General features: G+C 60.2%; 13 protein-coding genes and 1 tRNA gene. 9 read left to right on the top strand and 5 right to left on the bottom strand.

Annotated elements, in window-relative coordinates; genetic code table 11:
• Nucleotides 1-108 precede the first annotated feature (108 nt).
• Nucleotides 109-1,689, bottom strand: coding sequence for a zinc-dependent metalloprotease (locus tag BBAG_RS02065; protein WP_003825639.1), 1,581 nt, complete (start codon nucleotides 1,687-1,689; stop codon nucleotides 109-111).
• Nucleotides 1,690-1,959: 270 nt separating this feature from the next.
• Between BBAG_RS02065 and BBAG_RS02070 the strand changes: the two genes are divergently transcribed.
• Nucleotides 1,960-2,811: a YlbL family protein gene (locus BBAG_RS02070; RefSeq protein WP_231855883.1), complete on the top strand. Its 852-nt coding sequence runs from the start codon at nucleotides 1,960-1,962 to the stop codon at nucleotides 2,809-2,811.
• A gap of 54 nt (nucleotides 2,812-2,865) precedes the next feature.
• A complete protein-coding gene (locus tag BBAG_RS02075; RefSeq protein ID WP_033508624.1) occupies nucleotides 2,866-3,282 on the top strand; it encodes a DUF3052 domain-containing protein in 417 nt (138 codons plus the stop codon).
• A gap of 254 nt (nucleotides 3,283-3,536) precedes the next feature.
• Here the strand turns inward: BBAG_RS02075 and BBAG_RS02080 are convergent.
• A tRNA-Val gene (locus BBAG_RS02080) sits at nucleotides 3,537-3,610 on the bottom strand.
• Nucleotides 3,611-3,767: 157 nt separating this feature from the next.
• On the opposite strand from BBAG_RS02080, the gene BBAG_RS02085 reads away from it, so the two are divergent.
• From BBAG_RS02085 to BBAG_RS02110, 6 genes are all read left to right on the top strand, one after another.
• Nucleotides 3,768-5,393, top strand: a complete 1,626-nt coding sequence (locus tag BBAG_RS02085; protein ID WP_003825645.1) for a DivIVA domain-containing protein — start codon at nucleotides 3,768-3,770, stop codon at nucleotides 5,391-5,393.
• The gene (gene dxr, locus BBAG_RS02090; RefSeq protein ID WP_033508626.1) at nucleotides 5,393-6,577 is read left to right on the top strand and encodes a 1-deoxy-D-xylulose-5-phosphate reductoisomerase; all 1,185 of its coding nucleotides are present in this window, start codon (nucleotides 5,393-5,395) and stop codon (nucleotides 6,575-6,577) included. Before BBAG_RS02085 ends, dxr begins: the two co-directional genes overlap by 1 nt.
• A gap of 72 nt (nucleotides 6,578-6,649) precedes the next feature.
• On the top strand, nucleotides 6,650-7,852 hold the full coding sequence (gene ispG, locus BBAG_RS02095) for a flavodoxin-dependent (E)-4-hydroxy-3-methylbut-2-enyl-diphosphate synthase (RefSeq protein ID WP_003825649.1): 1,203 nt from the start codon (nucleotides 6,650-6,652) through the stop codon (nucleotides 7,850-7,852).
• Between the two features lie 122 nt (nucleotides 7,853-7,974).
• A complete protein-coding gene (locus BBAG_RS02100) occupies nucleotides 7,975-9,717 on the top strand; it encodes an alpha/beta hydrolase family protein (RefSeq protein ID WP_003825650.1) in 1,743 nt (580 codons plus the stop codon).
• An 11-nt stretch (nucleotides 9,718-9,728) separates the two neighbouring features.
• Nucleotides 9,729-10,451, top strand: coding sequence for a DNA repair protein RecO (gene recO, locus BBAG_RS02105; protein ID WP_003825651.1), 723 nt, complete (start codon nucleotides 9,729-9,731; stop codon nucleotides 10,449-10,451).
• A gap of 60 nt (nucleotides 10,452-10,511) precedes the next feature.
• The gene (locus BBAG_RS02110) at nucleotides 10,512-11,303 is read left to right on the top strand and encodes an isoprenyl transferase (RefSeq protein ID WP_003825653.1); all 792 of its coding nucleotides are present in this window, start codon (nucleotides 10,512-10,514) and stop codon (nucleotides 11,301-11,303) included.
• Nucleotides 11,304-11,403: 100 nt separating this feature from the next.
• Here the strand turns inward: BBAG_RS02110 and BBAG_RS08705 are convergent, their stop codons facing one another.
• Nucleotides 11,404-11,931, bottom strand: coding sequence for a hypothetical protein (locus BBAG_RS08705; protein WP_231855884.1), 528 nt, complete (start codon nucleotides 11,929-11,931; stop codon nucleotides 11,404-11,406).
• On the opposite strand from BBAG_RS08705, the gene BBAG_RS02120 reads away from it, so the two are divergent.
• A complete protein-coding gene (locus tag BBAG_RS02120) occupies nucleotides 11,857-12,807 on the top strand; it encodes a type IV toxin-antitoxin system AbiEi family antitoxin domain-containing protein (protein WP_003825655.1) in 951 nt (316 codons plus the stop codon). The genes BBAG_RS08705 and BBAG_RS02120 overlap by 75 nt on opposite strands.
• 86 nt (nucleotides 12,808-12,893) lie before the next feature.
• Here the strand turns inward: BBAG_RS02120 and BBAG_RS02125 are convergent, their stop codons facing one another.
• Together BBAG_RS02125 and BBAG_RS02130 are read right to left on the bottom strand one after the other, a co-directional pair.
• On the bottom strand, nucleotides 12,894-14,195 hold the full coding sequence (locus tag BBAG_RS02125; protein WP_003825657.1) for a nucleoside hydrolase: 1,302 nt from the start codon (nucleotides 14,193-14,195) through the stop codon (nucleotides 12,894-12,896).
• A gap of 136 nt (nucleotides 14,196-14,331) precedes the next feature.
• Nucleotides 14,332-15,405: an ABC transporter substrate-binding protein gene (locus tag BBAG_RS02130; protein WP_003825662.1), complete on the bottom strand. Its 1,074-nt coding sequence runs from the start codon at nucleotides 15,403-15,405 to the stop codon at nucleotides 14,332-14,334.
• Nucleotides 15,406-15,515: the final 110 nt, after the last annotated feature.

The following is a 15,515-nucleotide window of genomic DNA, read 5'->3' on the forward strand; positions in this document are numbered from 1 at the left end:
TGTTGGCAGTGGCGTATATCAGAGGTAACGCGCGGTAGAGCGCAGAAGGCAACACAAGGTGTGAAGCCGTTGCGTCCTACCGCGCGTTACGGATGAACGAGTGTGGGATCAGCTGTCTTCCTCGCCAAGCAGCTTGGAAAGTTCGGCGTCCCAATCATTGCCGCCGGAAGGCGGGTCGGTGGGATTCTGCGAGTTGGGGGCAGTACCGTTTGCCCCGCCATCCAAGGACGGCAGCATGTCCGGGTGAGTCCATTTGGCGTCTCGTGCCTCCGGGCCGTCGGCGGCGGTGATCATGGACCATAGGTCGGCGGCTTCGCGCATGCGCTTGGGGCGAAGTTCCAATCCCAGCAGGCTTTCGAACGTGCGCTCGGCAGGCCCGCCTGTGGCGCGTTCGCGGCGAGCCATTTCGGTGAGCTGTTCGATATGCGGCAGATGCGCCATGCCGGCCCTCCAGACCACGCAATCCACCCATCCCTCGACCAGCGCCAGCAGTGACTCGATCGATGCCATGGCCTCACGCTGCTCCGGGGTATCGGGAATTCCCACCTTGGTGAGGTTGACCGCATTGGAGATGGAATCGGGGTCGAGGCTTTCGGCGTCGCGCAGCTGTTCTTCCATCGCATCCAGATCGATGGAGATGCCGCGGGCGTATTTGCCGATCAGTGCTTCGAAGCGTGGCATCAGCCATGGAACCGCCGAGAACAGGCGTGCGTGCGCGGCCTCGCGTAGGGCGAGGAACGTCATCACTTCATCCTGTGGAATCGGATCGGGCTGGACGATTTCGTTGAACAGCGCCTCGGTCTGCGCGTCCATCGCGCTGTGCTGCTCGCCGGCGGATGCATCGGCGTCGGCCTTATCGGTCTTTGCATCTGCTGCGGTTTCCTCCTCGGAGATGTTGCCGAAGGAATCCTCCACATTGCTGTTCAACGATGCGGTGTATTCCTCGATGTTCTGCGCGATCAGCGCGCCGGCTGGATTGGACAGCAGCGCGATGCCCTGATCGAAACCGCCGTGCACTTCCCGGCTGAGCACGCCGGCGGCGTGGCCGAGCTGCATGGCGAATGACGTATTGCCCAGCAATTTGATCAGCTGTGCAGGGTCCTTCATGCCTTCGGGAATCGGAATCGGCACCGGACCGGCGAACATGCCGGCGATTTCGCCGTTGAAGGAATCTCCCAGACGTTCGGAGATCACCGAGGCCAGTGCATCTCCCATCGAAGCGGCGATCGGTGCGGCGAATTTCGCCCATGCGTCCAATGTGCCTTCAACCCATCCGGCGCGGGTCAAAGCCTGCGGGTCACCGCTCGGCGGTGCGAATTCGCAGGCACTGTCGAGCCATAGATTCGCCTCGCTCATGGCTTTGCGCACGGCCGCGCCCTCTTCGGCGCTGACAGTAGTGCGCGAGCCGTCCGCGTTGGCTCGTTGCAAGGCCAGCGATTTCGCCAGCTTGATGTTGATGGGGCCGTCCTGCACGGTCTGCTGCATTTCGTTGACGGTATTGAGTCCTCCGACGGTGAACGCGTTCATCAGCTGCTGCACTTCGGCCGGGTTGGGCAGTGTGCTCGGATCCTGGCTGAGCAACTGTTCGCGAATCGAATCGGGAAGCTGGGAAATCTGCTGCCAGACAGCGTCGCCCTGCTCCTTGCCGAAGCAGGTGATAAGCCAATCGTGAAATGCGTTCTCGTCCATGGTGGAGGTCCTTAGATCCCTGCGGATGTGTGGTCGGTGCGCATGCTGGCGCACGCGTCTTGTGGTACTCATATTAGGGTGTGCCGTCCACTTAATATACGCATTGCCATTGCTGACGGCATAGGTTTTACAGGATTCCCATGCGTGCGCACATAATATGCACATATCGATGGCGCTTCGGCTGTTTGATCTGCCGGCCTTTCCCAAGCGTCAGTGCCCACCATCCGGATCCGTCTTGGTCGTTCAGCGCACCTGTGTAGTATGCACGGTATGTCGCATACCTCAATACCCTCACGTATCGCACGGTATTTCCGTGCGCGTTCGCCGCGCTATCTGGCCGGTCTGATCGCAGTGGCGCTTTCCGTGGTGGTGCTGTGCCTGCCCAGCGCCTATTCGGTGGAAATGCCCGGCCCCACGCAGAACGTGCTTGGTTCCAGCGACGGCAAGCAGATCATCGCCGTTTCCCAAGCGCATACGTACCGGAGCCGGGGCAAGCTGCTGCTGACCACGGTGAATGCCAGCGGACTGCCCGGCTATCCGGTCACCAATGCGGAAGTGGTGTGGGCGCTGTTCGACCCCCATGCCGTGGTGATGCCGCGTGAAGTGGTGGTTCCGACCGGGCAGACTGCGGAGGAATACGAGGCCGAAAGCGCCACGGAGATGAAGGATTCGCAAAACAGCGCCGTCAAGGCTGCGAAGAACATGCTCAGAAAGCGTGGAATCGATGTAGCCGACGCCCAGGTGTCCATGCATGTGGACGATATCGGCGGCCCGTCCGCCGGCATGATGTACACGCTCGGTCTGATCGACAAGCTTACCTCCCAGGATGAGACCGGCGGCAAGACCATTGCCGGCACTGGCACCATCAACGCCAAGGGGACGGTGGGCGAGATCGGCGGCATCAGATTGAAGATGCTTGGAGCCAAACGCGACGGGGCCACATGGTTTTTGGCTCCCCGAGGCAATTGCGACGAAGTGGTCGGCCACGTTCCCAGCGGGTTGCGCGATGTGGCTGTTTCCACCATCGACGATGCCTATGATGCCGTCGTGGCCATAGGCAAGGGCAAGGGCGCATCGCTGCCGCATTGCACGGTCGATACCGACGTGGAGAAAACGAAATAGAAAAATGTGAACAGATCACACGTATTTCGTCACATGTTGCTATTCTTGGGCTTTGTGAATCAAACGGCATCACAGAACGCTGAAGAGTTTGGATTTGAACGCGGCGACATCGTGCAGGAATGGTTGTGGGATGACGACGTGGATGACTCCATCCGAGAGAAGATTGAAGAACTGACTGGCGAAGAGCTTGTCGATGAGGATTACGATTCCGCTGTAGACGGAGTAATCCTGTGGTGGCGGGATGGCGACGATGAGGATGCGCTTTCGGACACCATCGTTGACGCCTACGCCGTGCTCGGCAATGACGGGCCGTTATGGGTGCTTACCCCGAAGCCGGGGCGTCCGGGGGCGCCAAGCTCCAGCACCGTGCAATCCGCGGCCAAGACCGCCGGCATGAATGCGGCGACTCCATTGACGGTGAGCGGCGATTGGAACGGCATTCGCCTGCGCGCCTACGGCAGGGGAAGGTGAGCCGAGGCTCACTGTCTTTTGTGGGGTGAACGGTTTATAGACGTTATAGGAGCGGCCTTCGGGTCGCTCTTTTCATATGTGGCGAAGAATGGTCGATTCGGATGTTTCGCCACGAATGGCGGTTGGTCCGGACGGGGGCGGAGGGGAGTGGCGATTCCGCTCGAAGAGGCCTCCACCTCGTATATCTCGTATATTGTGCGTGGAATCATAAAAAGAGCCCGCCAGCCAACGCTTGACGGACCCACTGCGAATCGTGGGCGATGAGGGACTCGAACCCCCGACATCCACCGTGTAAAGGTGGCGCTCTAACCAACTGAGCTAATCGCCCGCTCTCCAATACCATAGCGTAACCCTTGACGAATGCGTGGTGAATGCGGCAAAAGGGCGGAATATACGGCGAGTTGAGCATTCGGCATGGCATAGCGTCTCAACGCCCACGTACAGTGGAACAGAGTATGTTTGTTCCTCTAGGAGGTCGGTAGACTATGGCTCAGCAGTCTGAAGCTTCAATCCCCAGGGCCGGGAAGCGCAAGTGGGGGTACGATCCCGGTCAAGTGGATGAGTTTCTGGAGCACGCACACGCGTTGTATGACGGCGATGGCGTGCAGCTGACGCAGCGCGACATCCAAAACGTTTCTTTTGACTTGACCCGAGGCGGTTACGTTATTGCGCAGGTCGACGCGGCACTGGCGCGATTGGAGCGTGCGGTGGTCGATAAGCAGACCGCCTGCGAGATCTCCCAGCATGGCCGCGTCGCGTGGAAGGCACAGACCGAAGACCTGTATCATGACGTCGCCCGTCACGTCGGTCGCGCGAATGGCGAGCGGTTCAGCTCCGGCAAGCCGCATGTGCCGTCCTATGACCGCAAGCAGGTCGATAAGCTCGCCGATAGGATCGTGGACAAGTGCGCGGCGGAGCTGGGCATCGACGGCATCTCCAAAGAGGATGTGAAGGGGTTCGACAAGATCACCGCGGAGGCGGTTGCCAATTCCGTGTTCACCCAGCGCAAGGGCAAGAAGGGGTATGACGAGCGTCAGGTCGATTATTTCCTGAACTCCTGCGTGCAGCTGCTGAGCCGTATCGAATCCTATGGTCGTATCTCCGACCGCATCGCCCCCAACGAGGGTGAGAAATCCGAAGTGCCGGCTATGGCGGCTGTCGCCCCGGCCGTTTCCGCGGCTGCGGCCGGCACGGACGCGCCGCTGATCTCCGCAGACGCCCAATTCCAGTCCGCGGTCAGCGAATTGTTGAACACTCCGGAACCCACCTCGGTGAGCACCGGCGACAGCTTCAGCGAAGTCAGCCAGGCCGAGCAGAGCCTCTTCTCCCAGCCTGTGCAGCAGTCCATATTCGACCAGGCGGCGGAACCGGTGCAGTCTGCCGGCAATGTTTCCACGTCGAGCATCTTCCCTGCTCAGGGTTCGGACGAGAACAACACGGCGATTCCGCCATCCTTTGCACCGCCAGTCGTCAACACCGATCATGCCGAGGCTGCGGCTGCGCAATCGCAGCAGCAGATGGCCGACGAGCCGAGCGCGACTTCCTCCGCTTCGATATTCGCCCCTGCCGAGTCCGTCAATCCGATTCCGCAGCAGGAACGCACACCGCTGCCGTCCTTCGAGCCGGCCGCGCAGTCGCATCCGGTCGAAGCCCCGGCTGTGGAAGCGCCTGCGGCATTCGCGCCGTCTTCCGCGGCCCCGGAGCCCTTCGCTCCGGCACCCGATTCCATATTCGCACCGCCACGCCAGACGGCACCGGCCCCGACAGGCACGACGGCACCGGCTGCACAGCCCACCCGCGTCAACGCTTCACTGGCCTCCCTGGCGCATATGGCCGAGGTCTCCCAGGAGCTCCCCAGGATCGAAGAGAAAAGCTTCGTGCCCAAGGTGCCGAGTCTTGATGCCCCCAGCCCGTTCGCGTCCACATCGTTCCCAAGCTTCGCGCCCGCCGGGGATGAAACCCCGCAGACCGTTCACCAGAACGATGATGGCAATGGCGGCAACGGTGCCGACGGCACCGACAATGGCGTGAAATTCGATTTCACCTTCCCCGGCGCCGATATTCCCGATCTGTCGTTCCCGACTTTCGACAACGAAAAGAAAGAGCAGTGATTCACAGCAATACCGTGGTCGTTCTTGGGTCCACCGGCTCCATCGGCACTCAAGGGCTTGACGTTATCTCCAGACATCCGGAACGTTTCACCGTAAGCGGTTTGGCCGCGGGCGGCGCCCATATCGAGCTGCTTGCCCAGCAGGCCGCGCAATTCCACGTTCCATTGGTCGCGGTGTTCGACAGGCAGGCCGCCAAGCCGCTGCGCGAGGCGCTTGACCAGGCGGGAGCCCACGGCACCCAGATTCAGGCGGGTCCTGAAGCGGTAATCGGATTGGCCGGTTCCGGAGCCGACGTGGTGTTGAACGGCATTACCGGTTCCATCGGCTTGGAGCCTTCCATTGCGGCGCTGCAGGCAGGATCCCAGCTGGCTCTTGCCAATAAGGAATCCGTTGTGGCTGGCGGTCATCTGCTGTTCGGCGCGCAGATTCGCGACCGGCAGATCAATCCCGTCGACTCCGAGCATTCCGCCATCTGGCAGTCCTTGCGTTCCGGCACGCATGCCGAAGTGTCCAAGCTTATCGTCACGGCATCCGGCGGCCCGTTCCGAGGCTGGAAGCGCGATCAGATGACCGATATCACACCCGAGCAGGCGCTGAACCACCCGACCTGGCATATGGGACCGGTGGTCACCATCAATTCGTCCACCTTGATGAACAAGGGTTTGGAGGTCATCGAGGCAAGCCGTCTGTTCGATATTCCGCCGGATCGCATCGAAGTGACCGTGCACCCGCAGTCCATCGTGCATTCCATGGTGGAATTCGTCGACGGCGCCACCATCAGCCAGGCATCGCCGCCCGACATGCGTCTGCCTATCGCGCTCGGTCTGTCCGCGCCGGACCGTCTGGGCGATGTCGCCGCGGCATGCGACTGGACCAAAGCCGCGCAGTGGACCTTCGAGCCGTTGGACGATGAGGCGTTCCCCGCGGTCTCCCTTGCCCGGCATTGCCTTGCCGCTTCGGAGAAGCATACCGCCGTGCTGAACGCGGCCAATGAACAGGCTGTGCACGCTTTTCTCGATCATCGTTTGCCATATCTGGGCATTGTGGACACGGTCAAGGCCGTGCTCGACGCGATGGACGGCGAACTGCGTGGCGCCCCGCTGTTCAAGGACGTGGAGGAAATGGGTCAAGTCGAGCGGGAAGCTCGACGCCGTGCCGATGATTTGATAAACCGTCAACAGTGACTGGATGCAGGTGAGCGAACTCTGCATCTGGAATTGTTCGTCATCGTCAAGAATTGCGAGTAGAAGAAACCTATGGCAGAAATCGAAAAGCCGTTCCGCCCGACCGGCGACCCCATTGCCCTGACCAGTGAAAGCCCGTTGCATCCGCGCCGCACATCCCGCCGCATTATGGTCGGCCCGGTGCCGGTTGGTGGCGGAGCGCCGATTTCCGTACAATCCATGACCAATACGGTCACTGCCGATGTTCCCGCCACGTTGCGGCAGATTGCCGAGCTCACCGCGGCGGGCTGCGATATCGTCAGAGTCGCGGTGCCTAGTCAGGATGATGCCGACGCATTGCCGGAAATCTGCGCGAAGTCGCCGATTCCGGTGATCGCCGATATTCATTTCCAAAGCAAATACGTGTTCCAGGCCATCGATGCCGGCTGTGCAGCGGTACGCGTGAACCCGGGCAACATCCGCAAGTTCGATGAGGTCGGCCCGTCCATCTGCAAGGCCGCGACGGATGCCGGCATCTCCCTGCGCATCGGCGTGAACGCCGGTTCGCTCGACAAGGAACTGTATGCCAAATACGGTGGCCCGACCCCCGAAGCCCTGGTCGCATCGGCGCTGAAGGAAGCGCACATGTTCGAGGACGTAGGCTTCCACGATTTCAAAATCTCGGTGAAGCACCACGATGTCATCACCATGGTGCAGACCTATCGACTGCTCGCATCCAAAGGCGACTGGCCGTTGCATCTCGGCGTGACCGAGGCAGGGCCGGCTTGGCAGGGCACCATCAAATCCTGTCTGGCGTTCGGCGCGCTGCTTGCCGAAGGTATTGGCGACACCATCCGCGTTTCGCTGTCCGCACCTCCCGTCGAAGAGGTGAAGGTCGGTTGCAAACTGCTCGAATACATGGGATTGCGCCCACGCAAGTTCGACATCATCTCCTGCCCGAGCTGCGGCCGTGCACAGGTGGATGTGATTCAGCTCGCCTCCGCCGTGACCGAAGGGTTGAAGGATGTGACCGCGCCGATTCGCGTGGCTGTGATGGGATGCATCGTCAACGGCCCAGGCGAGGCGCGCGAAGCCGATTTGGGTGTGGCCTCCGGCAATGGCAAGGGGCAGATCTTCATCAAGGGCAAGGTGATCGAAACCGTGCCTGAAGACCAGATTGTTGAGACGCTCCTGAACAAGGCGCAGGAAATCGCGGCGCAAATGGAAGCGGACGGCCAGGTTCCGGTCAATTCCACCGGTCCGGTCGTGGTACCCATCCAGAATCCCGGGCACTGACGGCGCAGCGGACCGTACGGCATCGGTTACGTTCGCTTTTACCCCCCTCCAATCCGGCATGAGCCAGGTTGGAGGGGCTCTTTACAATGAAACCTGTGTTGAACAGCAGTCAAGCATCAGATATGCGCTCCCGGCCTTGGACGATAGGGCACCGGATTGCAGTTGGCCTGCCGATCGTCATCGTGATGATGGGATTGCTGATTGGCATATCCAGTCTCACCACCGTGCCATGGAACAATAATCCGACCGGTCAGACCATTGCCTCGCTGACGAATGACACCGCAGTCACATTCGCTTCGGCGGACGGCGGCAACGCCGATCTGAGCAAGCCTGGCGACTATAAGGTCGCGGAGCGTGCGCTCAGCATTACGGTGGATCGCAACGGCAGACAGATCGGCGGCGCGCGTGCCGTGAAAGTCGATGAAAGCGCCGACGGCACATGGCAGGTAAACGGCAAAGGCAAAGACTGCAAACAGACCATTACCGTACTGATCCGTGAGCCCGTCGGGGCGACCGGCGCACGCCCGGGGGCAGTGTTCATGCATGGCGCGGGATTCGGCACCGCCTATAACTCCTTCGGCGATGTGGCGCAGACGCTCGCCTCGGCAGGATTGGTCACCGCCGTGATCGACAAGCCGGTATGGGACACCACCGACGTGAATCGCGACTACCCGGCTTCGGCCCGCGTCTATGACGATGTGGTCAACCTGCTTCGTGGAATGGACAACGTCGACGCCGCCAACGTCGGCATCTACGCCACATCCGAATCCACATGGATCTCGCAATACCTGCTGAGGGACGATCCCGACATCGCATTCCAGGTGCTGCTCAGCCCCATGGTGTTCAGTCCACGCGAATCATTGGGTTTCTTCGTTTCGCAGGATTTTGCGTTGGCCGGGGCGAATGAAGGGTACCAGTCGATTGTGCGCCGGGTGTTCAGCGCGGACACCGCGATGCTCGGATTGACGAATTTCGACCTCGACCTTCCCGAATCGAACGCCTACTCGATTCCGACGCTTGTAGCCTACGGTTCCAAGGATGTGATGACCGCACAGGTCGAAGGCGTCAAGCGCATATTCGCCAAAGCGCACGAAGCCGGCAACTGGGATGTGACCGTACGCAGCTACCCGGTGGCCAACCATGTGCTCAGACTCGGCGACGAGGCCCAAACGGGAACCCTGCTCGCCGACGAATACCTTACCGATATGACCGCATGGGTGGAAGGCACGGTGAACGGGTTGGACCAGACCAGCGAACGCGTGGCCGGCAACTCCATCTTCCAATCCATCGCCGTACCGCAGGAACTGCAACCCAGACGCGCCGGAACCGTATACGGGATCATATTGCATGTCAGCATGCTGCTTCTGCTGGCAGTCACCGGCATCATGTGGCTGATCGCGCTGGCGCGTTGGATTCGAGGGCGTATGTCCGGTACGCGTCATCCGCTGGGATTCGCCCATCGACTCGACAACGCGCTGATCATACTCACCGCGACCACGGTCGGCACATTACTGCTGTTCATAGCGGGACTGTCCCAGGTGATTATGGCAGTGGTGCACCTGGCGTGGGGCGCGGCATCCACCGACGACCCGGGTATGATCGGCTGGAGCTGGCCGGTGATCAAAGCGGTGTGCGCATTCGTTGTGCTGGCATGGTCGCTTGTATTCACGCGTCTGATCGAAGCGGCCTGGCGCCAAGGCATATTGCGTTGGCCGTTGCGGGGCGAACCCATTCGCAGAATGGTGCGTGGCGAGGAACCGGTAATCGCCTCGACCCGGTTCGCACGTGTGCTGTTCTGGCTGACCTTCGCAACGATGATGTACATCCTGTTCTTCTTCGCCTTCTGGGGTCTGTTCGTATACTAGGGGAGCGAATCATGGCTTTATATCATGATGAAGGCGTGGTGTTGCGTACCGCCAAACTCGGCGAGGCCGATCGCATCATCACATTGCTTACCCGCGATCACGGCAAGGTGCGCGCCGTCGCCAAAGGCGTGCGAAGGGCTAAATCACGCTTCGGAGGCAGACTCGAACCGTTCATGCGAGTGGATGTGCTTATCGCCGAAGGGCGCACGCTGGACACGATTTCGCAGGTCGAATCCATATCCGCTTATGCCGGGCCGATCTGCGCCGACTACGACTCCTATACCGCGGCCAACGTTATCGCCGAGACCGCGGACAAACTCGCATCGGCCGAAAACGAGCGTGTCACCGCGCAATACCGTCTGCTTGCCGGAGCGTTGAACGCGTTGGCCACGCATGCGCACGGCCCCGAACTCATTTCGGCATCCTATGTGATGCGTGCGCTGTCACTTGCGGGTTGGACCCCGCGACTCGCTTCATGCATGGTGTGCGACAGCCGTGAGATCACGCATTTCTCCGTACCGGACGGCGGTGCGTTATGTGCCACGCACCATACGCCGCGTTCGGAACCGATCCCATTGCCAGTCCGCGCTGAATTGGAAGCCCTGATGAACGGCGACTGGCGCGAACTCGAGGGGGTGCGCGAGCCGATGCCGCAAACGCGTGCGATCATCGAGGAATGGGCCGAATACTATCTTGAACGGCCGTTACGTTCACTGCGTGTCATGGGAGCATGAACATGGCTGCTGCCGCTGCTGGCGCTGTTCGTTCCGTTGGGCTTGCTACATTGGGGGATTATGGCTTTTGAAAACGTCGACTACACTTCGCTGAGCATTCCGGCAGCGCCTTTTTCCGATCCTTCGCGTATTCCTGATTTCCCCAAGAACAAAGTTCCACGCCATGTGGGCGTGATCATGGACGGTAACGGCCGTTGGGCCCAGCAGCGTGGCCTGATTCGCACCGATGGGCATCAGGCCGCGGAACCGGTGGTATTCGACACGATCGCTGGTGCCATCGAGGCTGGCGTGCGTTACCTGTCGTTGTATACGTTCTCCACTGAAAACTGGAAGCGCAGCCCGCAGGAGGTGCGTTTCCTTATGGGCTTCTCGCGCGACATCATCCATCGCCGCGTCGATCAGATGAACGAATGGGGTGTGCGCGTGCGTTGGTCCGGGCGCCGTCCGAAGCTGTGGAAGTCCGTGATCGACGAGCTGGAAGTGGCGCAGGAGAAGACCAAGAAGAACAAGACCATCGACGTGGTGTTCTGCCTGAACTACGGTGGCCGCGCCGAAATTGCGGACGCCTGTGCCGCGATTGCGCGAGAGGTGCGTGACGGCAAGATCTCCGGCGATCGTGTGACGGAGAAGATGATTGCCGAGCACCTGTACAATCCGGATATTCCCGATTGCGATCTGGTGATCCGTACGTCCGGCGAACAACGCACCTCCAACTTCCTGCCGTGGGAGGCGGCCTACGCCGAACTTGATTTCGTGCCCGAACTGTTCCCGGATTGCGGCCGTGAGGTGCTGTGGCGCTCCATCGACCATTACGTCCACCGTGATCGCAGATTCGGCGGCGTGAAGAAGTGATATAACACTGCCGGCGGGCGGCTGATGCGTTTCGACGCGTCGCCGCCCGTTTGTTATGTCCGCTTGTATCGCTTGTGCTCGCTCGTACCTTCGCCTGTATTCACCCATATCTTCTCTGTTTTCCTTTGTTCTTCTCTGTCCTTCTCTGTCCTTCTCTGTCCTCTCGTTCTTGTCCGTTCTCATCTCTCAGTCCCGCCATCTGTCCCCGTCTCCCTGTCTGTTCCCTGCCATCCTGCTCAGCACTCAACTTCAGCATCCAATCCCGTCCGCACACAATCCGTACATTCGCTCCCACTGGGCGGTTCATTTGGACGAAATCGGGCAATTGACTACCCATCTGGACGAAATCGGGGCCGAATTCGTCCATTTCGACCACCCAATCACGGATTTCGTCCGAATGAACCGCACAGCCATGCAACGCATCCGCGCATCCGATCACCAACGCGACTTGTTCTCGGGCAAGGCAAACGTTTAGACTGCGCAAATGGGTGAAAAAGAGCAACATCATTCCTTGAATCTCCTGATTGCGAAGGCGCAGCGGGAACGATGCTGCATGCGGCCGTTCTGGGACACCGACATCAAGGTGGTCGCGCGGCGCGTCAGACAGGGGAACATCGTGCGGGTTCATCGCGGTCTGTACGCGGTGAAGGAGTATTGGGAACGGCTGGATCCGCTCGAACAGGTCCGCCACATCATGCGCTCATTGGGGCGATGGCATGAGCAATGGGTGTTCTGCGGGGCAAGCGCGGCGATCATGCATGGCTTGGAGTGCTCATACCGGCAATCGCGTCCGATTCATGTTGCGGTGGGCAAAAGCAGACGCGCGAAGAACCAGGCGACGATACGGTATCACGCGCTGACTGATTCCGACGCGGTGGTCATCGATGGTGTGAAAGTGACATCGATCCAACGCACGCTTGTCGATTGCGCGGCAATGATGCCGTTTCGCTACGCGTTGTCGCCGATTGATGCCGCGCTGCGTCAAGGGCGGATCAGCAAAGAGCTGCTGTTGGCGTATGTGGATTCCCTGCCGATGCTCCGCGATCGTGAGCGTGTGCGCGCCGTACTCGCCATGGGCGATGGCAGAAGCGAGAACGGCGGTGAATCGGAATGCCGCGCGGTGCTGCAGGAAATGGGATTCCCGGTGCACCGTCTCCAGGTTGAATTCCCGTGCCGGGCGCATCCCGGCCGCGTGCACAGAGTGGATTTCCTATGGGTGCGCGAGGACGGCACCTTGGTTGCCGGGGAGCTCGATGGGGTGTGCAAATTCATGGATCCGTCGATGACTTCGGGACGTGCGGTCAAGCAGGTTGTGGATGCTGAGCGAGAGCGGCAGGAGTGCCTCAGACGGAGCGGGGTGGATATGGTGCGCATGTACTACTCGGACTTGGACAATCCACGGGTGCTGACGAGGCGCTTGGAGGAGGCTCGTGTGCCACGACGGATGCCGGGAACGTGGCTTATGCGCGGGCTGTGCGGTCGAAATGGACGGAATTGGGGCTGATTTCGTCCATTTCGACCGTTAAATCACGGATTTCGTCCGAATGGACCGCACAGTGGGGTGGAGGGGCGGACACTAGCGAACCGGAATCAGCCGAGAATGCCGCCTATGCGCGCCGTGAACTCGCTTACGAAGCGTTCGGCGTCGACACGCAGCGCCACGTGCACACGCGGCGCCAACGGGTCGATCAGCCCCTCCGGGTCTCCGATGGTGCGGCCGCGCGTACCATGGAAGTCGCCGGTCTGCGTCTCGACCTTCATCGGCAGGTCAATGCAGGAGACCAGCGTTTGGTCGAGGGCCACGGCTGCGGCAAGCGGGTCATGCAGCGGCATGCCTGCAGAGAAGAGACGCGCATCGGCCTTGAGGTTGGCGGCAATGGAGAAGTCGGCGATATCGGCGAGGAACCGTAGTGCCCGCGGGCTCAACGCATGTTGTGAGGTTGCGGAATGTGCAGGGGAATCGACCGGTATAGCGCCGTTCGACTGTTCCGACAGAGCAGCCGCATTCCTCCAACGTTGTGTGGCTTCGCCGCCCAGCAGGCACTGATGTGTCACATCCAGACCGACCATGGTGATGTCCGCGCCGGAATGGAACACACGATTCGCAGCTTCCGGATCCTGAATGATATTTGTTTCGGCGGTCAGATCCCAGCAGTTGCCTTCCTGGGTGAGCGTACCGCCCATCATCACCAGTCTGAGCTTACCTGCGATGTCGGGTGCAGCCTGCAACGCCGCGTCGATGTCGGTCAGAGGGCCGGTCGCAACGACAGTGACGTCATTGCCGTAACGGCGGACCGTGTCGATAATGAACTGCACGCCGGCAGGCAGAGCGGGGGAGTACCGAACATCTGCAGTGGCCGTGGTGCGATTACGGGAATCGTCGTGTGTTTCGCACTGGTCGGATGCGAATGAGAGGGAGAACGAATCGACTGCGGGATTCGCGTGCGGGTCGTGTACGTCGTACCCGCCAACGGAGATCAGACTGCGTATTGCGTGAACGTCCGTTTCAGGTGGATCAGCTATCCGGCATTCCTGTCTGTGCCCATATGCGTCCGTCTTGGGCGAATCGGACATTGAACCCGGCATATGCCAATCCGCAGACGGTCCGAAACCGCCCAGCCCGTCCGTGCCATGGAACTGCGCGCAGCCGGCATCGGGAATGAACGCGGCCGCCCATGAGGGAGCCTGCGAGCCGCGCATCACCGGAACATCGTGAAGTTCCAGCAGTTCCAGTACATACGCCGTGTTCCGTACTGCCATATCCGTGGCGACGTTGCCGTATGTGCCGATTGCGCCGAGCAGCTCGGCGTCGTTGAATGTCGCAAGATAGGCGAGGGCAAGGGCGTCGTCGATGCCGGTGTCCATGTCAAGAATGAGTTTGTGAGAGCCCATGGCATGCTTCTTTCTTCAATATTGGCTTGATACCAGCATAGAGAGCGAAAACAGGCGTGGCATATCGCGAATGCAAAACGATACGCCACGCCCGATTCTGAACAAACGGATTACCTGAGCAGACTACCTGAACAGGCTATTTCAGGAATTCGTCGGTGGAGATGTCCTTCGCCTGTGGGGCAGTGTGAATCACCTTGTCATGCGAATCGGTGTAGGCGTTCTCCTGAGCGAGAAAGTCGAAATACTGTTGTGCGCCCTTGACATCGTTGGTACCGAATGTGAACGAGCCGTCCTTGATGTCGGCGGCGTCACCCCAATACTGCCTGTCCACGATGGTTTTCATGCTCTTCTTGACGAAAGCGATCTTCAGATTCGCTTCCGGAGCCTCCTTCACCAGGATTTCAGCTGCATCGTTCGGGTGCGCGTACGCGTATTCATAGCCTTTTTTGGCGGCTTGCACGAATTTCTTCACCAGACCTGGATTGGAGGAGATGGTCTTGTCGCTGGTGATCACGCCGATGGTGTCCGCGTTGCCAGGCACGCCATAATCCGGCTCGGCGAAGCAGTTGAGCTTAGGGCCATACATGTCGGCCTGCACGCCCTCCCATGTGGCGTAGAATCCGCCGAAATCAGCCTTGCCGCTTGACAGTGTCTGGAAGGTGGATGTGCCGACGGTTACCTTGTCAAAGTCGCCTTTGCCACCGTCGCTTTGAATCATACGGCGGATCACCGCATCGGATTCGTTCGAGCCGAACGTGGCGAAGGTCTTACCATCGAAGTCCTTCGGGGACTTGATCGAGGTGTTCGATGCGAGCGAGCACCAGATGGCGCTCGGCTTCTGCTGCACCTGCATGACCTGCTTGATCTTGGCGCCCTTGGTGGTGTACATGCCTACGTTGGTCAGATTCGACAACGCGAAGTCGGCCTGGCCGTTGTTCACCGCCTGTTCGGCACCGGCCTGTGCCACGGCCACGATGTCCACGTCAAGCCCGGCCTGCTTGAAGTAGCCCTTGTTTTTGGCTACGTACACGCCGATGTGGTTGGTGTCTGGCGCCCAGGACAGCATGAACGTGACCTTCTTAAGTCCGGTGCCTTCGCCATCGGTGCTATTGGCCTGCCCGCATGCCGCCACGCCAAGGAGCATGGCGATGGCACCAATCATGGCGACTACTTTGCGTGCGATTGCTGTGCTGAAGATGCTGTTCTTCATATCTTGCGATTTCCCTTGAATCTTGCTTCTCTACCGTTTTCTAGGGATAAAGCTGCGGGCGGGGTTCGGGCAGAAAACGGTACGAAGGGCCCTAGGCCCCCGCTCGTCCA

The organism is Bifidobacterium angulatum DSM 20098 = JCM 7096, from assembly GCF_001025155.1.
GTDB lineage: Bacteria > Actinomycetota > Actinomycetes > Actinomycetales > Bifidobacteriaceae > Bifidobacterium > Bifidobacterium angulatum.